Annotated in this window: 17 protein-coding genes; 7 read left to right on the top strand and 10 right to left on the bottom strand. The window is 70.8% G+C overall.

The annotated features are described in order from the left end of the window. The 5 genes from FVE89_RS21675 to FVE89_RS21655 all read right to left on the bottom strand — a co-directional run bounded on the left by FVE89_RS21675 (position 1) and on the right by FVE89_RS21655 (position 4,993). Positions 1 to 1,062, bottom strand: a complete 1,062-nt coding sequence (locus FVE89_RS21675) for an SDR family NAD(P)-dependent oxidoreductase (RefSeq protein WP_160536344.1) — start codon at positions 1,060 to 1,062, stop codon at positions 1 to 3. Continuing rightward, positions 1,059 to 2,174 (bottom strand): NAD-dependent epimerase/dehydratase family protein, encoded by a 1,116-nt coding sequence (locus tag FVE89_RS21670; RefSeq protein WP_160536343.1) that lies wholly within the window; start codon positions 2,172 to 2,174, stop codon positions 1,059 to 1,061. The genes FVE89_RS21675 and FVE89_RS21670 overlap by 4 nt, the downstream gene beginning before the upstream one ends. Positions 2,175 to 2,763: 589 nt before the next feature. Continuing rightward, positions 2,764 to 3,825, bottom strand: a complete 1,062-nt coding sequence (gene nrfD, locus FVE89_RS21665) for an NrfD/PsrC family molybdoenzyme membrane anchor subunit (RefSeq protein WP_160536342.1) — start codon at positions 3,823 to 3,825, stop codon at positions 2,764 to 2,766. After that, positions 3,822 to 4,736 (bottom strand): 4Fe-4S dicluster domain-containing protein, encoded by a 915-nt coding sequence (locus FVE89_RS21660; RefSeq protein WP_160536485.1) that lies wholly within the window; start codon positions 4,734 to 4,736, stop codon positions 3,822 to 3,824. Before FVE89_RS21660 ends, nrfD begins: the two co-directional genes overlap by 4 nt. A gap of 20 nt (positions 4,737 to 4,756) precedes the next feature. Then, entirely contained in the window at positions 4,757 to 4,993 is a 237-nt protein-coding gene (locus tag FVE89_RS21655) for a hypothetical protein (protein ID WP_160536341.1), read from the bottom strand. Positions 4,994 to 5,219: 226 nt separating this feature from the next. Between FVE89_RS21655 and fdh the strand changes: the two genes are divergently transcribed. Together fdh and FVE89_RS21645 are read left to right on the top strand one after the other, a co-directional pair. Beyond that, positions 5,220 to 8,435, top strand: coding sequence for a formate dehydrogenase (fdh, locus tag FVE89_RS21650; RefSeq protein ID WP_160536340.1), 3,216 nt, complete (start codon positions 5,220 to 5,222; stop codon positions 8,433 to 8,435). After that, complete coding sequence (locus tag FVE89_RS21645) at positions 8,432 to 8,737, top strand: hypothetical protein (RefSeq protein ID WP_160536339.1); 306 nt, start codon at positions 8,432 to 8,434, stop codon at positions 8,735 to 8,737. Before fdh ends, FVE89_RS21645 begins: the two co-directional genes overlap by 4 nt. Positions 8,738 to 8,768: 31 nt before the next feature. Here the strand turns inward: FVE89_RS21645 and FVE89_RS21640 are convergent, their stop codons facing one another. From FVE89_RS21640 to FVE89_RS21625, 4 genes are all read right to left on the bottom strand, one after another. Then, on the bottom strand, positions 8,769 to 9,350 hold the full coding sequence (locus FVE89_RS21640) for a hypothetical protein (protein ID WP_160536338.1): 582 nt from the start codon (positions 9,348 to 9,350) through the stop codon (positions 8,769 to 8,771). A 4-nt stretch (positions 9,351 to 9,354) separates the two neighbouring features. After that, the gene (locus tag FVE89_RS21635; protein WP_160536337.1) at positions 9,355 to 9,585 is read right to left on the bottom strand and encodes a hypothetical protein; all 231 of its coding nucleotides are present in this window, start codon (positions 9,583 to 9,585) and stop codon (positions 9,355 to 9,357) included. Positions 9,586 to 9,770: 185 nt separating this feature from the next. Next, positions 9,771 to 10,646, bottom strand: a complete 876-nt coding sequence (locus tag FVE89_RS21630; RefSeq protein WP_160536336.1) for an SMP-30/gluconolactonase/LRE family protein — start codon at positions 10,644 to 10,646, stop codon at positions 9,771 to 9,773. A 15-nt stretch (positions 10,647 to 10,661) separates the two neighbouring features. After that, complete coding sequence (locus tag FVE89_RS21625) at positions 10,662 to 11,966, bottom strand: sugar MFS transporter (RefSeq protein WP_160536335.1); 1,305 nt, start codon at positions 11,964 to 11,966, stop codon at positions 10,662 to 10,664. A 149-nt stretch (positions 11,967 to 12,115) separates the two neighbouring features. On the opposite strand from FVE89_RS21625, the gene FVE89_RS21620 reads away from it, so the two are divergent. Beyond that, positions 12,116 to 13,267, top strand: a complete 1,152-nt coding sequence (locus FVE89_RS21620; RefSeq protein WP_202130981.1) for an aldose epimerase family protein — start codon at positions 12,116 to 12,118, stop codon at positions 13,265 to 13,267. Continuing rightward, positions 13,264 to 15,063, top strand: coding sequence for an IlvD/Edd family dehydratase (locus FVE89_RS21615; RefSeq protein WP_160536334.1), 1,800 nt, complete (start codon positions 13,264 to 13,266; stop codon positions 15,061 to 15,063). The genes FVE89_RS21620 and FVE89_RS21615 overlap by 4 nt, the downstream gene beginning before the upstream one ends. A gap of 389 nt (positions 15,064 to 15,452) precedes the next feature. Here the strand turns inward: FVE89_RS21615 and FVE89_RS21610 are convergent, their stop codons facing one another. Next, positions 15,453 to 16,193 (bottom strand): FadR/GntR family transcriptional regulator, encoded by a 741-nt coding sequence (locus FVE89_RS21610; RefSeq protein WP_160536333.1) that lies wholly within the window; start codon positions 16,191 to 16,193, stop codon positions 15,453 to 15,455. A gap of 143 nt (positions 16,194 to 16,336) precedes the next feature. On the opposite strand from FVE89_RS21610, the gene FVE89_RS21605 reads away from it, so the two are divergent. The 3 genes from FVE89_RS21605 to FVE89_RS21595 all read left to right on the top strand — a co-directional run bounded on the left by FVE89_RS21605 (position 16,337) and on the right by FVE89_RS21595 (position 19,937). Continuing rightward, complete coding sequence (locus FVE89_RS21605) at positions 16,337 to 17,944, top strand: aldehyde dehydrogenase (NADP(+)) (protein WP_160536332.1); 1,608 nt, start codon at positions 16,337 to 16,339, stop codon at positions 17,942 to 17,944. Positions 17,945 to 18,028: 84 nt separating this feature from the next. Then, complete coding sequence (gene araD1, locus FVE89_RS21600) at positions 18,029 to 19,009, top strand: AraD1 family protein (protein WP_160536331.1); 981 nt, start codon at positions 18,029 to 18,031, stop codon at positions 19,007 to 19,009. 1 nt (position 19,010) lies between these two features. Continuing rightward, on the top strand, positions 19,011 to 19,937 hold the full coding sequence (locus FVE89_RS21595) for a Gfo/Idh/MocA family oxidoreductase (RefSeq protein ID WP_160536330.1): 927 nt from the start codon (positions 19,011 to 19,013) through the stop codon (positions 19,935 to 19,937). The last annotated feature ends 20 nt before the right edge of the window (positions 19,938 to 19,957 follow it).

The following is a 19,957-nucleotide window of genomic DNA, read 5'->3' as shown; positions in this document are numbered from 1 at the left end:
TCATGCGGCCGCTCCCGCGATCGGGGCGGCGCCCGGCCGCGCGCGCTCGGCCGCGAGCCAGGCGGCGAGGTCGGCGACGCCGTCGCGCCAGTCCAGGAAGGGCGCGAGCCCGAGGGTCCCGAAGGCCCGGCGCGTGTCGGAGACGTAGTAGCGCTGGTCCCCCGGGCGCCAGTCCTGGACGCCGCGCACCACCGGGCGCCCCAGCAGCGCGCCGACATGGTCGAGGAGTTGGAGCAGGCTCACGGCGTTGCCGGGGCCGCCCCCGATGTTGAAGGCGTGACCCGAAGCGGCGTCGATGCGGGCGAGCGCCGCCCGGTAGACCGCCACCACGTCGCGCACGTGCAGGATGTCGCGCACCTGCCGCCCGTCGCCGTAGAGCGTGACCGGCTCGCCCGCGAGCGCCCGGATCAGGAAATGCGCGACCCAGCCCTGATCCTCGTTGCCCATCTGGCGGGGGCCGTAGATGCAGCTCATCCGCATCACCGCCGCCGGCAGGCCGAAGCTGCGGGCGTAGTCGAGCACGTACTGGTCCGCCGCGCCCTTGGAGCAGCCGTAGGGGGTGTGGAAGTCCAGCGGCCGCGCCTCGCCGATGCCCCGCGCCCGCAGGCCCTCATCGGCCGGCAGGTAGGCGTCGCCGACCGCTTCGAGCGCGATATCGGGCAGGTCGCCATAGACCTTGTTGGTCGAGGCGTAGAGGAGCGGCACCGGCCGCGAGAGGGCGCGCAGGGCCTCCAGCAGGTTCACGGTGCCGAGGAGGTTGATCTCCATATCGGCCCGGGGCGCCACGAGGCTCGTGGTCACCGCGACCTGGGCGGCGAAGTGGAACACCGCCCCCGCCTCCGCCACCGCGCGGGCAAGTTCTTCGGCGTCCCGGATGTCGGCGACGATCGCGGTGATCCGGCTGCCGTGGCGGCGGCGCAGCCAGTCGAGGTTGGCGGCGACGCCCGGACGCGACAGGGCGTCGTAGACGATCACGGCGTGGCCGTCGGCCGCGAGGCTGTCCGACAGGTTGGCGCCGATGAAGCCGGCGCCGCCCGTGACGAGGATCGGCCGCCCGCTCACGCGACGAGACCGCGCGCTTCGAGCTCGCGCCGCGCCTCCGCGACCCGGTCGATGGCCTGCTGCTCGGCCACCCAGGCGGCGAGTTCGGCGAGCCCCTCCGTGAAGTCGCGGCGCGGCGCGTAGCCGAGTTCCCGCCGGATCCTGCCGATATCGGCGATGCAGTGGCGGATGTCGCCGAGCCGCGCCTGACCGGTCACCTCCGGCGCGATCCCCTCGCGGCCCATGGCGCGGGCGAGCAGCCGGGCGACCTCGCTGACCGTGCGGTCCTCGCCGCTGCCGACGTTGTAGACCTGACCGGCGGCGGCCGGGTGCTCCAGGGCCAGCGCGAAGGCCAGGGCGACGTCCTCCACGTGGACGAAGTCGCGCCGCTGTTCGCCGTCCTCGAAGATCATCGGCGGCTGGCCGTTGAGGAGGCGCGCCGCGAAGATCGCCAGCACGCCGGTATAGGGATTCGACAGCGCCTGGCCCGGTCCGTAGGCGTTCCACAGGCGGAGCGCCACGCCCTCCATCCCGTAGGCGGGGGCGAGCGTCAGCGTCAGGCGCTCCTGCGTGTACTTGGTCAGCGCGTAGACGGAGGCTAGAGCCGGGCGCTTCGATTCCGGCGTCGGGATCGGCCGCATGGGCTGACCCTGCGCGTCGAGGGGGTCCCAGGGCTCCCCGGGCCGGCGCGGGCGGCGGACCACCTCCTCGGCGGTGCCGCCGTCGGAGGTGCGGTAGAGCCCCTCGCCGTAGATGCTCATGGAGGAGGCCACCACCACCCGCTTCACCGGGGCCTCGATCAGCTGCTGGAACAGCACCGCCGTGCCGCAATCGTTGACCGAGACGTAGCGCTCGACCGCGTACATGCTCTGGCCGACGCCGACCTCGGCGGCGAGGTGCACGACCCGGTCGATCCCGCGCAGGGCCTTCGCGACCGCCGCGCCGTCGCGAACATCGCCGGCCTGGAACTCGACCTCGGGTGGCAACGCCTCGGCGCCGTTCCTGTCGCCGCCATGGACCTGCTCGATCAGGCTGTCGAGCACCCGCACGTGGTAGCCGCGACGCAGCAGCGCGAGGGAGAGATGGCGGCCGATGAAGCCGGCGCCGCCGGTGATGAGCACGGATTCCGGCACGAGGTGCGATATTCCCCTGCGAGGATTTAAAGCTATGTAGATCGGGAATTCGGTCCGAAGGAAACAACTCAGGTTAAATTCTGCCTTTGAGCGGCGAAAATGGGCGCCTTAATGCTAAGTTCAGGGAAAGTATGAGCAATTGCTCTTCGCGCGGAACAAATCTTCACGAGACGATCCGCCCCATCTGGTCAGGGGCTTGAGCGGCCCTAGACAGGCGGAAGGCCAGCTTGTCTCGGATGGCACTTGGGGATTTATACGGCGCTATTCAGATTTCACGACGGGCAAAGTCGAAAGAGAAAATAGTCATACGTATTTTCCGTGCCGTCGGCACGTAATCCGGCGATCTGATCGAGAAATCCCGATGTAGAACCGCGCCCATGGAGGTCGCCGCCCGGCCCTCTCTGCCCGTCGGGCTAGCGGATTCACAGGTCGTCGTCGGATTGGGCGGGCAGACACCGCGCCCTCCCTCCCCCTTTGCGGGGGAGGGAGGGCGCAGCGGGCTTCGATCCGGATCAATCGAAACCGTCCCTCAGACCGCGATGCGTGAACAGCGTAGGCGCACGACAACGGGCACCGTGCGCTTTCCCGCTCACCGCTCCGGCAGGTTCTCGGGCTGGCTGAACCGGAAGCTCACGTCCGGATCCTCGGCCGAGCGATCCCCCGCCGCCATGATCGAGACCCGCAGGGCCGCCGTGCCCGCCAGCGTCGCCACCGCGGCGAGCGCCGTCACCGGGCGCGGCAGCCCCCGGCGGGTGAGCAGCGAGGCCGCCAGGATCCCGAGCGGGAGGGCGGTGCCGAGGAGCGTCGCCCCGATATGCTCCACCCGGCCGGCCTTCCCCTTGAGCGCCCCTTCGACCCCCGTGCGCCGGTAGGTGGCGTGCGCGATCGCCGCTCCGGCGAGCTCGACCGCCAGCGCCGCCGCGGCCGTGCCTTCCAGCGCCCGGCGGTGGTCCGGATCCGGCTCGGTCAGGGCGAGCGCCGAGGCGGCGGACGCCATCGACGAGGCGCCGAACCGCATGGCGAGGCTCCGCGGGGCCGCCGCCCAGAGCGGCGTCGAGGTCGCCGAGAGGAGCGAGGCCGTGTAGGTCGAGAGGCCGAGGCCGGTGAGCGCCGTCGGCACCTGGGCGGCGCGGGCGAGGCCGTTCAGGCCCCGCAGCCGCGGCCAGAGGTCGGTGCCGGCCTGCGCCGCCGCGGTGAGGCCGGCCGCCCCCGTGAAGCCCATCAGGATCCAGGTGCCGATCGACATGGGCGAGGTGTGCTTGGCCACCCGCAGCATGTTGTAGAAGCGCTTCGGCGTGTGCAGGTCGTAGATCAGCAGCGGCGCACCGAGGATGGGGGCCACCAGCGCGAGGTAGCGCCCCCGGCGGACCAGCGCCGCCGCCGCCGCGCCCTGCCGGAGGTCGGCCAGCGCCGCGATCACCGCGGCCGAGCCGGACAGGCCGGCGAGGAAGATGTAGCCGCCCACCACCGGGTTCTCGAAGGGCGAGGCTTTGAGCTGGGAGCGGCCGTAATAGGTCGGCCCGGTCCAGCCGGCCCGGTTCGGCCTTCCGTGGACCGAGGGCGGCGCGGTCGCCCGGCGGGGGATTCGGGGCGCGTCCTCGGGCCCGTCCTGCGTGGCGGCAGCCGCGTCCGGGCTGATCGTGGTGGTCATCGGCGGCCTCCGCGGCGGTCTTCCGGAGACGGCGCGAACAGGAAGGCGCTCGCCAGCGCCAGGGCCGCCACCGTGGCGAGGCCCGTGGCGAGGCTCGGCGCCACCCGGTTCGCCGGCCGGGTCGGGGCGGCCGGCAGGTTGTAGACCTCCGGCCGGTCGGTCAGCAGGAAGAAGGCGTTGAGGTGCCCGAGACCGCCGGTGGCGCCGGGGGCATCGGGCGTGCCGTACAGGTAGGCGCTCTCCACGCCGATGCCGTGCAGGTGCTCGACCCGCTCGGCCGCCCGGACCTGGAGATCGGAGAGTTCGCCGAACTGGATCGAGTCGGTCGGGCAGGACTTGGCGCAGGCCGGCTCCAGGCCGCCCTTCAGGCGGTCGTAGCAGAGGGTGCACTTGTGCGCCTTGCCGTCCACCGTGCTGACGTCGACCACGCCGAACGGGCAGGCCGGGACGCAGTAGCCGCAGCCGTTGCAGATGTCCTGCTGCACCACGACCGTGTCGAACTCCGTCTTGAACAGCGCGCCCGTGGGGCAGGCCTCCAGGCAGGGGGCGTTGTGGCAGTGCTTGCACACGTCGCTCATCATCAGCCAGCCGGACTGGAACTTCTGGTCCAGACCGTCCCGGAGGCCGTGGGATCCGGATTTCTCCACGAAGGCGACGTGCCGCCATGTGTTGGCCGAGAGGGCGCCGGTGTTGTCGAAGCTCTGGCCGGTGAGCCCGAGATTGTCGGCCGGCAGGTTGTTCCACTCCTTGCAGGCGACCTCGCAGGCCTTGCAGCCGATGCACACGGTGGTGTCGGTGAAGAAGCCGTAGGACCGGCCCGGCACGATCCGAGCCCCGGCGGTGAGCTCGGATTCGTTCGGGATCACGTGATCCAGGGTGGAGGTGGCGTGCTCGAGGGCACGGGGGTGCATGTTCACGGGCTGACGCCTCCTCAGCGGGCCGCAGGGGGAAGGAGGCTGACCGAGCGGGCCACGAGGCCGATCAGGTTGCGGGCCTGCTCGTAGGTGACGCGCACCCGCGCCTGACGGGCCTGGAGCGGGGCGAGCTGCGCCGGCTCGGCCCCGGCGTTGCGGTCCAGAAGGAACAGGTGCGCGATCCCGTTATCGTCCGTGAGCTGGAAGCGGCTCTCCTGGACGATGGTGACCACGCCCTCTTTAACATACGTCACACTTCGTCCCCTGGGCGCGCGGTCGTTGCAGGCTGGAATAGCTCGCAGCTGCTCCGACAACCGCCGCATGTCACCGAAGTTTCTGCCACGATACGAACTTGACCCGATCCTGCGGCGCGATTGCTTTCCGAAGGCGCCAAGACGGCACCAGGACGGCGCCGAGGCCGGGAACAAAACGGCCGCCTGCCCGGCTTAACCCCGCGAAGACCGAGCAACGGGTGGCACGATGGCGACGATCCGCAGACGCTTGACGGAGAGGGTGGCGGGCTTCGTGCGGGACTGGTCGCTCCCGCGCCAGCTCGCCGGGCAGAGCGTGATGGCGGAGGCGGCGCGCAGCACGACCTCCGCGAACCTGCGCCCGCGCCTGGAGGAGGCCGACCGGATCGGCACCAGCGTCTGCCCGTTCTGCGCGGTGGGCTGCGGCCAGCTGATCTACGCCAAGAACGGCAAGCCGATCCACGTGGAGGGCGATCCGCGCAGCCCGATCAACCAGGGCACCCTGTGCCCGAAGGGCGCCGGCACGCTCGGCATGCTGCTCTCGCCGGAGCGGATCAGCGACGTGCTCTACCGCGCGCCCTATTCCGACCGCTGGGAGAAGCGGCCGCTCGCCTGGGCGATGGAGCGCATCGCGCAGCTCACCAAGCAGGTCCGCGACGAGACCTTCGCCGAGACCCTGCCGGACGGCCGGATCGTCAACCACACCCTCGGTCTCGGCTCCCTCGGCGGCGCCACCATGGACAACGAGGAGAATTACCTCATCAAGAAGCTGTTCGGCGGCGGCCTCGGGATGGTCAACATCGAGAACCAGGCCCGCATCTGNCACTCGTCCTCGGTGCCCAGTCTGGGTACCACCTTCGGGCGCGGCGCCGCCACCATGGCGCTGTGGGACCTCGCCAATTCCGACTGCATCATCGAGATGGGCTCCAACATCGCGGAGAACCATCCCGTGGGGTTCCGCTTCGTCGTGGAGGCCCAGCGCCGCGGCGCGACCGTGATCCACATCGACCCGCGCTACACCCGCACCAGCGCGCTCGCCGACATCTACGCGCCGATCCGCTCCGGGAGCGACATCGCCTTCCTCGGCGGGATGATCCGCCACATCCTGGAGAACGACCTCTGGTTCCGCGACTTCGCGATGGCCTACACGAATATCAGCCACATCATCGAGGAGGGCTACGGCGACCCGGAGCAGAACGAGGGCCTGTTCTCGGGCTACGACCCGGTGGCCGGGACCTACTCGCAGGACACGTGGCAATATGCCGGCAAGACCGTGCCCTCGCCGGTGGCCGAGCACCGGGTGCAGTCGCAGGAAGGCGGGTCGGACGAGGGCGAGGCCTTCGAGAGCATGACCAAGTCGCCGCCGCCGCAGGACCCGACCCTGCAGCACCCGAACTGCGTCTACCAGATCATGAGGCGCCACTACGCGCGCTATACCCCTGAGATGGTCGAGCGGGTGACCGGCTGCCCGAAGGATCTCTTCGTCCGCATCACCGAGACTTTTGCGCGGAATTCAGGGCGGGAGAGGACCGGGGCCTTCACCTACGCGGTCGGCTGGACGCACCATTCGACCGGCGTCCAGATCATCCGCGCGGCGAGCATCATCCAGGGGCTGCTCGGCAATGTCGGGCGGCCGGGCGGGGGCATCATGGCGCTGCGCGGCCATGTCAGCATCCAGGGCTCCACCGACATCCCGACGCTCTACAACATGCTGCCGACCTACCTGCCGCAGCCGAACGTGTTCCACGACCACGCCACCCTGGACCGGTATCTCAAGACCGAGACGCCGCCCACGGGCTGGTGGTCGAACATGCCGAAATACGTGATCAGCCTGCTCAAGGCCTGGTACGGCGAGACCGCGACGGCCGGGAACGACTGGGGCTACCAGTTCCTGCCCAAGCTCACCGGCGACGCCTCCCAGGAGCCGATGACCATGGCGATGTCGGACCGGGTGGTGAAGGGCCAGTTCATCCTGGGCCAGAACCCGGCCGTGGGGGCGGTGAATTCCGAGCTCGTCGAGCGCGGCTTCGCCAACCTCGAATGGATGGTGGTGCGCGACTTCGCCATGACGGAGACCGCCAATTTCTGGCAGCAGGGCCACCGGGTGCGCAAGGGCGAGGTCCGGCCCGAGGAGATCGGCACCGAGATGTTCTTCCTGCCGGCCGCCATGCCGGGCGAGAAGGACGGATCGGTGACCAACACGAGCCGCCTCGTGCAGTGGCACGACGTGGTCTGCGAGGCGCCGGGCGACAGCCGCTCGGATCTCTGGTTCATCGTCCATCTCGGGCGGCGCCTGAAGGAGCTCTACCGGGATTCCACCGAGCCGAAGGACCGGGCGATCCAGGCGCTGACCTGGGACTACGAACTCAAGGGCGAGAAGCAGGAGCCCGACGCCGAGGCGGTGCTGCGCGAGATCAACGGCTGGACCGTGGCGGACGGGCGGCAGGTCCCGGATTACCGCCAGCTCAAGGACGACGGCTCCACGGCCTGCGGCGGCTGGATGTATTGCGGCATCTTCCCGGAGGCGGGGAAGAACCTGTCCCGTTCGCGCCGGCCGGACGGGCCGGGGGAATCCGGCGCCCATCTCGGCTGGGCCTGGACGTGGCCGCTCAACCGGCGGACGCTCTACAACCGCGCCTCCGCGGATCCGGCCGGAAAGCCCTGGTCGGAGCGCAAGAAGATGATCTGGTGGGACGAGGCGCAAGCCAAGTGGACCGGCGACGACGTGCCGGACTTCCTGGCCGACAAGCGGCCCGATTACCGCCCGGACTGGTCGAAGCGGCCGCACGGCATGGACGCGCTCGGCGGCGACGACCCGTTCATCATGGAGGCGGACGGCAAATGCGCGCTGTTCGTCCCCTCCGGCCTCAAGGACGGCCCGCTGCCGACCCATTACGAGCCGATCGAGAGCCCGGTGCGCAACCCGCTCTATCCGAAGCAGCAGCGCAACCCGACGGCGAAGCTCTGGGGCCGGCCCGGCAACGAACTCCACGCCACCGCCGACCCGCGCTTCCCCTATGTGTTCACCACCTTCCGCCTCACCGAGATGCATTGCGGCGGCATCGCCACGAGGGTCATGCCGCACACGGCGGAGCTGCAGCCGGAGGCCTTCGTGGAGATCTCGCCGGAACTCGCCGCGGAACTCGGGATCGACCATCTCGGCTGGACGGTGATCTCGACCCTGCGGGGCGAGGTCGAGGTCAAGGCGATGGTGACGGAGCGGCTGAAGCCGTTCCGGATCGACGGACGGGTGGTCCACCAGATCGGGATGCCCTGGGTCTATGGCTGGCAGGGCTACGCCCGGGGCGACGTCGCCAACGTGCTGCTGGCGATCACGGGGGACGCCAACACCAGCATCCACACCACCAAGGCGATCACCTGCAACATCCGGCCCGGCCGCAAGGCCCGTCCGGACGTGCTCCGGCGGCCGGAGGCGGTGTCGTGAGCGCCCCCGGACAGGATTGCGGGCACCGGGCGCTCGCCGCCCTCGACACGGTGCTGGCGCGCAAGCCCGAGCGCGACGACGACACGCTCTCGGAGGCGACCGCCGAGCTGACGCGGTTCCGCGACGCGATCATCGCCGAGCGGCGCGGCGGCGGTATCCGCAGCGCAGAGGAGCGGCAGCACCTCGCCCATCTGAACGCGGTGCTGAGCGTCGTCCTCGGGGTGCACTTCCCCCTCGGGGAGACGCCCTGGGACGAATTGCAGAAGGCGCGGGGGTGGCTCGCCGAGTTGGTGGCGGCGTAGGATCCGATCGGGAAGCGGGCGACGAGACCCGTCAGGCCGGTCGACGGTCGTAGTCACCCGTCCAATCCTGCGGCCCGCCACCCTCCGCGGAGGCCCGGCGTTCGTACACATCACGCGCAATCATCCGGCCGCGGTCTTCGACCTGCTTGAGGAGATCGTCGGCCGACGGAATGACGCCCATCCGTTCCAGGGCCACCAGGAAGGCCCAGGTGTGGAGCAGGTGGACATGCCTGCCGAAGGTCATGCGTTTGACCTTGTCCTCCTCGAACAGGACGAGGATCTGGTCATCCCCTGGCAGAACATCGGCGACCCGTGCCGCGAACTCCCGGATGGATTCCTCACCGGCATTCGGAAATTGCCGTTTGATGGTCCGCCGCGTCGCTTCGGGGAGTTCCCGCCACATCGTACCGTACAGGGTGTCCACCGTCTGGACCCGGTTGCCCCGCCCGGCATACCAGCGCTCGAACGCGGCCTTGTCGGGTGCCGTATCGGGCCCGCGCGTCAATTCGGCGTGGATCATGTCGGTGACCAGGATCGGGCACCGGAACCGATCGAGCAGATCCAGACGATCGGCGAGCGCCAGCGTGATCAGGGGGCCCGTATCGGGGATCACAAGGTCAAGCATCGCCGCGTCCGTCGTTGAGAACGGACAGCAGCAGAGGCATCGCGGCGGCTAGCTGGGCCTCGACGTCCGCCTCGGCCGGACGCGGGAGGTGATGTCCGGCCTCGGCCATCGCGAGGATCAGGTCGCGAACCCCATTCAGGCCGAGCGACGCGATGGCATCGTCGGCGCTGATCTCGGCCTGGGCATAGGCCGACAGGACATCGTGCGGCGTGACCAGATCCATCCGTGTCTCGCGGTGCCTCTCCCGACCGAAGCCCGATGGTAGCACGGCCCCGGCGATGGCGCCCGCATCGTGATGGCCGCTGGAAGGGGACCGTCACAAAGCGCAACCGAGGCCGCGCCACGCCCGCCCATGTCGGGTAACCCCGGACGGCTTCGCTCCGCGCACGATGACGGCCGGATCCGGCCTCACCCCCCGAAAGCCCGCGGCAGCAGCCCCCGCACGCCGACATCGACCTCGAACAGCGCCCCGGCCTCCGGCACGCCCTCCGCCCCCCGCGAGGCCGAGGTGACGAACAGGCGGTCGAGCCCGTCGCCCGCGAAGGCGCAGCTCGTGATGTTGGGGGCGGGGAGGGTGACCGCCCGCATCAGCCGCCCCTCGGGATCCACGCGGCTGATCCGGCCGCCGCCCCAATGGGCGATCCAGAGACAGCCCTCCGCATCGGTGGTCATGCCGTCGGGCCAGCCCCATTCATCCGGGAAGCGCAGGAACGGCCGCTTGCCCGAGAGCGTCCCGTCCTGGGCGAGGTCGAAGGCGTAGACCGTCCGGGCGGCGCTGTCGCTGTGATAGATGATCCGGCCGTCGAGGCTGAAGGTCGGGCCGTTGGCGACCCCGTACGCGCCGTCCATCCGCTTCCAGGTCAGGTCGGGATCGAGCCGGTGCAGGGAGCCCGAGACCGCCGTCTCGGCCTGGTGCATGCTGCCGGCCCAGATCCGGCCGGCGAAATCCACCTTGGCGTCGTTCAGGCGGTTGTCGGGATAGTCGGGCTCCGGGTCGCCGATCGGCACGAGGCGGTCGGCCTCGAAGTCGTAGGTCGCGAAGCCGCTCTTGAGCCCGACGATGAAGTCCCGCCGGCCGGCGCGCGGGATGATCCAGCCCAAAGGCTCCGGGAAGGGCCGGCGGCCGGTCTCGCCGCTCGCGAGGTCGAGCCAGTTCAGGGCCGGGGCCTCGATGTCGACCCAGAACAGCGTGCCTCGCTCCGGCACCCAGATCGGGCCCTCGCCGAGCCGGTCGCGCCCGATCTGGCTTCCGGAACGGGCGACGATGCGGATCCCTGCTGCCATGGCTTCGCCTTCCGGTCAGGCCGCCCGCGAGGCCCGGCAGCCCCAGACGGCGTAGAACAGCACGTAGAGTTCGCAGGCCGCGGTGATCAGGAAGGAGTGCTGCAGCCCGAACCGGTCCGCCGCCCAGCCCTGCACCACCACCAGGGAGCCGCCCGCGATCGCCATGATCAGCAGCCCCGCGCCCTTCTCGGTGAGCGGCCCCAGGCCGCGGATGCCGAGGGTGAAGATCGTCGGGAACATGATCGCGTGGAACAGGCCGACCGCGATCAGCGCCCATAGGGCGAGAGGGCCGGTCCCGAAGGCCGCCACCAGCATCACCGCGCAGGCGCCGATCGCCGCCCCGGCGAGCACCGCCTCGGCCGGCCGGCTCTGCATCAGGTAACTGCCGACGAAGCGGCCGATCATCATCCCGCCCCAGAGCAGGAACAGGTAGCGCGCGGCCTGGACGTGGGTCAGGTCGCCGATCTCGGGCTGCGACACGAAGCTGATGAACAGGTTCGACACACCGATCTCGGCGATCAGGTAGATGAAGATCGCCGGCACGCCGAAGACGAGGTTGCGGTGGCGCCAGAGCGACCCGCCCGCGCCCCCGGCCTTGGCGGGCGCCGCGCCCGCCGTGCCGCCGATGGCCGGCAGCGGGAACCGGGCGATCACCACGGCGAGCCCGATGAGCACCGCCGCCACGATCAGGTAGGGCAGCTGCACCGACTGCGCGTCGGCCAGCCGCTCGGCTTGGGTCAGGACGGTGCCCGCCGCGGCATTGCCCGAGGTGGAGCGGCCGAGGATCAGGTAGCCGCCGAACAGCGGCGCCAGGGTGGTGCCGAGCGAGTTGAACGCCTGCACGAGGTTGAGCCGCGCCGAGGCGCTCTCGGCCGGGCCGACCACCGCCACGTAGGGGTTCGCCGCGACCTGCAGCAGGGTGATGCCGCTCGCGATCACGAACAGGGCGGTCAGGGTGATCGCGTAGGAGACCTCACGGGAGGCCAGCACCATCCCGAAGGTGCCGGCCGCCATGATGCCGAGGCCGATCACCAAGGCGCGCTGGTAGCCGACCCGCGCGATCAGCTTCGCCGCCGGGATCGAGGCTACGAAATACGCGATGAACCAGACCGACTCGATCAGCGTGGTCTGGGTGTAGTCGAGGTCGAACACGCTGCGCAGATGCGGCAGCAGCGTGTTGTTGATCACCGTGATAAAGCCCCACATGAAGAACAGGCTCGCCAGCAGCGACAGGGCCGGGCGGTAGCGCGCCTGATCCTGTACGCCGGCCGCGGCCGTCCGGCCCGCCGCCGGTCCGACGCTCGCGATCGGTGCTGCCATCGCGCGTTTCCTTTCCCTATCGGGCCAATTGAGCGGGCACCGTGTTGCCCCTTTCATTTGTCTGAGTATATACGGGATTCGCGGAGGTCAACCGCGGCTCCCGTGCGCGCGTGCCCGGCGCGGCAGGGAATCCACCCAGGGAGGACACGATGCGCGGCGTAGGACCCGTGGCGCTCTGCGCCGGCGCGATGATTCCGGCGCTGGCCCAGGCGGCCGAGCCGGTCCGGACCGTGTTCGGCACCCTACCGGACGGCCGCACGGTCGAGGAGGTGACGCTGACCAACGGCCGGGGGGTCACGGCGCGGATCCTGTCCTGGGGGGCGATCCTGCGGACGCTCGAGGTGCCGGACCGGACCGGCAAGACCGCCGACGTGGTGCTCGGCTACAACGACCTCGCGGGCTACCTCGCCAAGCCCAACTATTTCGGCGCGAGCGTCGGCCGCTACGCCAACCGCATCCGGGCGGGCCGCTTCACCCTCGACGGGCAGACCTACACGCTGGCCACCAATGACGGGCCGAACGCCCTGCATGGCGGCGCGGCCGGCTTCGACAAGCGGCTCTGGACGATCACCGCCGTGACGGGTGGGGCCGCCCCCTCGGTGAGCCTGCGCTACGTCAGCCCGGATGGCGAGGAAGGCTATCCCGGCACGCTGACGGCGACCGCCACCTACCGGCTGGACGACACCGGCACGCTCACCGTCACCTACGAGGCGACCACCGACCGGCCGACCATCGTCAACCTGACCAACCACAGCTTCTTCAACCTCGCGGGCGAGGGCTCCGGCCGCTCGATCCTGGACAATCTCCTGACCATCCCGGCCGAGCGCTACACGCCGGTGGACGCGACCCTGATCCCGACCGGGGAGCATCGTCCGGTGGCGGGCACGCCGTTCGACTTCCGCACGCCGACGGCGATCGGCGCGCGCATCCGCGACGGCCGGGACGCGCAGATCGTCCGCGGGCGCGGCTACGACCACAATTGGATCGTGACCGACGCGCCCACGGCCGAGCCGCACCCGGTGGCCCGGGTCGAGGATCCGGAATCGGGTCGAATACTGGAGATTGCCAGCAACCAGCCGGGGGTGCAGTTCTATGCGGGCAACTTCCTCGACGCGACCGCGGTGGGGAAATCCGGCCTCGCCTACCGGCAGTCGGACGCCCTGGCGCTGGAGCCCGAACTCTTTCCCGACACGCCCAATCAACCGGCCTTCGGCTCAGCCCGGCTCGATCCCGGCCAGACCTACCGGAACGTGATCACCTACCGCTTCTCGACCAGCCCCGCCCACCGGACCCACCGATGACCGATTCCAAGACCGCCCGGCCCCTGCGCTCCCGCGCCTGGTTCGACAACCCCGCCAATATCGACATGACGGCGCTCTACCTGGAGCGCTATCTGAATTTCGGCCTCAGCCTGGAGGAGCTGCGCTCGGGCAAGCCGATCATCGGCATCGCCCAGACCGGCTCGGACCTCTCGCCGTGCAACCGCCACCATCTCGTCCTGGCGGAGCGGATCCGCGAGGGCATCCGCGAGGCCGGCGGCATCGTGCTCGAATTCCCGGTCCACCCGATCCAGGAGACCGGCAAGCGGCCGACCGCGGGGCTCGACCGGAACCTCGCCTATCTCGGCCTCGTGGAACTGCTCTACGGCTACCCGCTCGACGGCGTGGTGCTGACCACGGGCTGCGACAAGACCACCCCGGCCTGCCTGATGGCGGCCGCCACCGTGAACATCCCGGCCATCGCCCTCTCGGTCGGCCCGATGCTCAACGGCTGGTTCAAGGGCCAGCGCACCGGCTCGGGCACGATCGTCTGGAAGGCCCGCGAGATGCTGGCGGCGGGCGAGATCGACAATGACGGCTTCATCAAGCTCGTGACCTCGTCGGCGCCCTCGACCGGCTTCTGCAACACGATGGGCACGGCGACCACGATGAACACGCTGGCCGAGGCGCTCGGCATGATGCTGCCGGGCTCGGCGGCGATCCCGGCGCCCTACCGCGACCGGCAGGAGGTCGCCTACCAGACCGGCAAGCGCATCGTGGAGATGGTGGCGGAGGACCTGAAGCCCTCCGAGATCCTGACCCGCGACGCCTTCCTCAACGCCATCGTGGTCAACTCGGCGATCGGCGGCTCGACCAACGCGCCGATCCACCTCGCGGCGATCGCCCGGCACATGGGCGTCGAGCTCGACATCACCGACTGGCAGACCTACGGGCTCGACGTGCCGCTGCTCGTCAACCTGCAGCCGGCCGGCGCCTATCTCGGCGAGGATTACTACCGCGCCGGCAGCCTGCCGGCCGTGGTGGCGCAGCTCATGAGCCGCGGCCTGATCCGCGAGGGCGCGCTGACGGTGAACGGCCGCACGATCGGCGACAATTGCCGCGGCGCGACGATCGAGGACGAGGACGTGATCCGGCCGATCGACAAGCCCCTGAAGGAGGCGGCCGGCTTCCTCGTGCTGCGCGGCAACCTGTTCGAGGCCGCGGTGATGAAGACCAGCGTGATCGGCGAGGAATTCCGCAAGCGCTACCTGTCGAACCCCGAGGATCCGGACGCCTTCGAGGGCCCGGTCGTGGTGTTCGACGGGCCGGAGGATTACCACCACCGGATCGACGATCCGAGCCTCGGCATCACCGAGGAGACCCTGCTGGTGATGCGGGGCGCCGGGCCGGTGGGCTATCCCGGGGCGGCCGAGGTGGTGAACATGCGCCCGCCCGCCGAGCTGATCAAGGCGGGCGTGCACGCGCTGCCGTGCCTCGGCGACGGGCGCCAGTCCGGCACCTCGGCCTCGCCCTCGATCCTCAACGCCTCGCCGGAGGCGGCGGCCGGGGGCGGCCTCGCGCTGCTGCGCACCGGCGACCGGGTGCGGGTCGATCTGCGCCGGGGCACCGCCGACATGCTGGTGGATGCCGACGAGCTGGAGCGCCGCCGGAAGGCCCTGGAGGCGGCGGGCGGCTACGCCTACCCGGCCTCGCAGACGCCCTGGCAGGCGATGCAGCGCGCCACGGTGGGGCAGATGCACACGGGCGCGATCCTGGAGGGTGCCGAGCGCTTCCAGCGCATCGCCCAGACCAGCGGCCTGCCGCGCGACAACCACTGATTGGCACAAGGTCCCGGATTCGAAAGGTCCGGGACCAGCCCTGTTAAGGTGTTTGGGCCAGCTGCGAAAATCGCAAGTCGTGGCTCTAACATCCTGAAAGAGCAACGCCTTTTCCCCTCCCCCTTGTGGGGAGGGGCCAGGGGTGGGGGTGGTGCAGGATGAGGCGCAGCGGTGCCGTCTGCACCACCCCCACCTCCAACTCCTCCCCACAAGGGGGAGGAGAGTGCGCTTGGCCCCTGTCTCGTTGCTTCCGCAAACACCTTAAAAGGGCTGGGTCCGGGACCTTTGGCGGGTGCAGGGCGGAACCCTGCCGGGTTCGGGCAAAGCCCGACATCGGGGTTTCACCCCGATACCCCACCAAAGGGCTCGCCCTTTGGAAACCCGGATTTTCAGGGCCGAAGCGCCAATTCGGTGTCGGCCAGGGCGAGGCGGACCAGTTCGGTCATCGTCCGGCGGGCGGCCTCCGGATCGCCCGCCACGATCGCCTCGTAGAGGGCCCGGTGATCGGGCATCGGGTCCCGGGGCATGCTCTGGCGGCGATGCTTGAAGATCGTCGTCCACGTGACGGCCGCCGCGATGGAACTCGACAGGGCGACCAGCGGGCCGTTGCGCGCGGCCTCCAGGATCGCGGTGTGGAAGGCCTGATCGGCGGCCCGGCCCTCATCCGTGCTGAGGCCGTGGCGGCCCATCTCCTCCAGGGCGTGGCCCATCCGGGCGAGATCGAGACTCGAGCGCCGCTCGGCCGCGAGCGCCGCCGCGGCCGGCTCCACGATCATCCGCAGCTCGAACAGATCGCGGATGAAGATCTCGCTCGGCTCCGATTCGAAGGCCCAGGCCAGGATGTCCGGATCGAGCAGATTCCAGCGGCTGCGCTGGCTCACCCGCGTCCCGGTGCGCGGGCGGCTCTCCACGAGCCCCTTGGCGCTCAGGATCCGAATCGCCTCGCGATAGGCCGTTCTGGAAACCTTGAGTTGCTCCGCGAACTCGATCTCCCCGGGCAGCACGTCGCCCGGCGCGTAACGCCCCCCCAGGATCGCCACCCCGAGGTCGCGCGCCACCGAGCCGTGGATGCGACGCGAGCCTGACGCAAGCGGAAGCCTGATATCCTCGTGTCCGCGATCCTGTCTCACCCACGACCTCCCAGTCCGAGCCACGGGACGGGCCAGGATCCCCAGGATCGTACCCGGAAGTTGTATGAGCGCAAGCGCCGGCATCCTTAAGCGATATGGCGGAAGCGCTTGCGGCTCAGATCGAACTGATCTAACCTATTTGTATGAGTAAACAACCTCAAGACAACGCGGCGATCCGCGGCACCGTCCTGATCGGCGAGGGGGACGTGACGACCTCGGAGACGTTCCGGGCCGTCGATGCGGCGACCGGCGCGGCCCTGGATCCGGTGTTCTCGGCCGCGGGCGCCGGCGAGGTCGAGGCCGCCTGCGCGCTGGCGGAGGCGGCCTTCCCGAGCTTCTCGGAGACCGATCCCGAGACGCGGGCGGGCTTCCTCGAAGCGGCGGCCGCGGCCATTGCCGATCTCGGCCCAGCGCTGATCGAGCGGGCGATGGCCGAGACCGGGCTGCCGCAGGCGCGCCTGGAGGGTGAGCGCGGCCGCACGATCGGGCAGCTGCGCCTGTTCGCGAACCTCGTCCGCTCGGGCGAATGGGTGCAGGCGACGATCGATCCGGCGCAGCACAAGCGCCAGCCGCTGCCCCGGCCGGACCTGCGCCGGCGCCATGTGGCCCTCGGCCCGGTGGCGGTGTTCGGGGCCTCGAACTTCCCGCTGGCCTTCTCGGTGGCGGGCGGCGACACCGCCTCGGCGCTCGCGGCCGGCTGCCCGGTGGTGGTGAAGGGTCATCCGGCCCATCCCGGGACCGGGGAGCTGGTGGCCCGGGCCGTGCGGTCCGCGGTCGCCGCGAGCGGCCTGCACGCGGGCGTGTTCTCCTACCTGCCGGGGCCGTCGAACGCCCTCGGCGCCGCGCTGGTATCGGATCCGCGGATCAAGGCCGTGGGCTTCACCGGCTCACGCGGGGGCGGGCTGGCGCTGATGCGGGTGGCGGCCGCCCGGCCCGAGCCGATCCCGGTCTATGCCGAGATGAGCGCGGTCAATCCCGTGCTGCTCCTGCCCGCGGCCCTGCGGGCCCGGGGCGCGGCCCTGGGCACGGCCTTCGTGCAGTCGCTCACGCTGGGGGCGGGGCAGTTCTGCACCAATCCGGGCCTGCTGATCGGCATCGCCGGCCCCGAGCTCGAGGCCTTCGCGGAGGCTGCCGGGGCGGCGATCCGGGAGAGCGCGCCGCACACGATGCTGACGGCCGACATCCGCGCCCGGTTCGAGGGCGCCGTCGCCGCCATGGCCGAGCGCCCGGGGGTGACGGTGGCGGCGCGCGGCGCGAAGGCCGGGCCGGGGGGCGCCCCCGCCGCGCTGCTGCGCACCGAGGCGCGCCACCTGCTGGCCGACCCGTCGCTGACCGAGGAGATGTTCGGCCCCGCGGGGATCCTGGTGGCGGCCGCCGACGGGGCGGAGATCGCCCGGGTGATCGCGTCCCTCGGCGGGCAGCTCACCGCGACTTTGCACCTCGACCCGGCGGACGAGCCCCTGGCCGCCCAGCTGGTGCCGCTGCTGGCGCGCAAGGCCGGCCGCGTCCTCGCCAATGGCTGGCCGACCGGCGTGGAGGTCTGCCCCGCGATGGTGCATGGCGGCCCGTTCCCGGCGACCTCGGACGGCCGCACCACCTCGGTCGGCACCCTGGCGATCGAGCGGTTCCTGCGCCCGGTCTGCTACCAGGACCTGCCCGAGGCGCTGCTGCCGCCGTCCCTGCGCCCGGACAATCCCTGGCATCTCGCGCGCCGGATCGACGGCGTCCTCGAACCGCAATCCGGCCGCTGACGGGCCGCCGGGCGGCTCGCTTCAGCCGCGTCTCGGGACGGCCCGCAGAGGCCGCCGACAAAGATGCCCCGGGGGGAAATGACGATGGGACGATCACTCCTACAATTCCAGCGCCCGGACGGGCAGCGGGGCGTCGCCCTCCTCGCGAACGGCACGGCGCGGCAGGTGCTCGGCGTCCGGACCGTGCTGGAGCTGGCGCGGAAGGCCCTCGCGGCGAGGGACGATCTGGCCGCCACGGCGGAGCGGGCCGGGCTGTCCGAAGTCGTCGATCTGGCAGCCATGCGCCTGCTGCCGCCGGTGGACCACGCGGATCCCGCGCATCTGCTGCTCAGCGGCACCGGGCTGACCCATCTCGGCTCGGCCGAGGGCCGCGACAAGATGCATCGCGCCGCCGCGGCCGATCCGGCGCCGACCGACTCGATGCGCATGTTCCGGATGGGCGTCGCGGGTGGCAAGCCGGCGCCCGGCGAGACCGGAATCCAGCCCGAATGGTTCTACAAGGGTGACGGCAGCGCGATCGTCGCGACCGGCGAGCCGCTGATCTCCCCCGCCTTCGCGCAGGATGGCGGCGAGGAGCCGGAGATCGCCGGGATCTACCTGATCGATGCCGACGGGACCCCGGTGCGCCTCGGCTTCGCGCTGGCCAACGAATTCTCCGACCATGTGACCGAGCGCGGCAACTACCTGTGGCTCGCGCATTCGAAGCTCCGCCCGGCGGCGCTCGGTCCGGAACTCTGGCTCGGCGCGCTGCCGCCGGACGTGCGCGGCACGAGCCGCATCCTGCGCGACGGCGCGGTGCTCTGGGAGAAGCCGTTCCTCTCGGGCGAGGCGAATATGTCCCACAGTATCGACAACCTGGAGCGGCACCACTTCAAATATGCGCTGTTCCGCCGGCCCGGCGACGTGCACGTGCATTTCTTCGGGACCGCCACCCTGTCGTTCAGCGACGGGATCGCGGCCCGGCCGGGCGACGTGTTCGAGATCGCGGCCGCGCCCTTCACGCTGCCCCTGCGCAATCCCCTGGCGGTCGCCCCGGCCGCCGACATCTCCGTGCGGGGACTCTGAGATGACGAATCCGATCCGCATCGGTCTGGTGGGCGTCGGCAAGATCGCCCGGGACCAGCATCTGCCGGTGATCGGCGCCTCGCCGGACTACACGCTGGTGGCCGTGGCGAGCCGCCACGGCGAATACGAGGGCGTGCCCAATTACCGGACGCTGTCCGAGATGATCGCGGCACAGGGCGACCTCCAGGCGGTCGCCCTGTGCCAGCCGCCGCAGGCGCGGTTCGAAGCGGCCCTGGCGGCGATCGAGGCGGGACTGCACGTCTTCCTGGAGAAGCCGCCGGGAGCGACCCTGGCCGAGGTCGGGCTCCTCGCCGAGGCCGCGCGTCGGCGGGGGGTGAGCCTGTTCGCGAGCTGGCATTCCCGCTTCGCGCCCGGGGTCGAGCCGGCGCGCAGTTGGCTGTCCACGCGCCGGATCCGGTCGGTGTCGATCGCCTGGATGGAGGACGTGCGGCACTGGCATCCCGGCCAGGACTGGATCTGGGAAGCCGGCGGGATGGGCGTGTTCGATCCGGGGATCAACGCCCTGTCGATCGCGACCCACATCCTGCCGCCCTTCTTCCTCACCGGCGCGACCCTGGAGATCCCGCAGAACCGGCAGGCGCCGATCGCCGCCGATCTGCGCTTCACGGACGCCGCCGGCACCCCGATCCACGCCACGTTCGACTGGCGCCAGACCGGTCCGCAGACCTGGGACATCCGCGTCGAGACCGAGGACGGGACCCTGGTCCTGTCGAAGGGCGGCGCGGTCCTGTCTATCGACGGCCGCGACCAGGCGCTGCCGCCCGAGGCCGAGTATCGCGGCCTCTACGACCGCTTCGCCGCCCTGGTCCGCTCCGGCGCCAGCAACGTCGACCTGAATCCACTGATCCACGCCGCCGACGCTTTCCTGCGTGGCGAGCGCCGCAGTGTGGAGGCTTTCACGGACTGACCGGGGAGGCCCCTGCGGAA

Source organism: Methylobacterium sp. 2A, assembly GCF_009806555.1.
In the GTDB taxonomy this organism is placed as follows: Bacteria; Pseudomonadota; Alphaproteobacteria; order Rhizobiales; family Beijerinckiaceae; genus Methylobacterium.
This window is presented reverse-complemented; position numbering and strand designations above follow the sequence as displayed.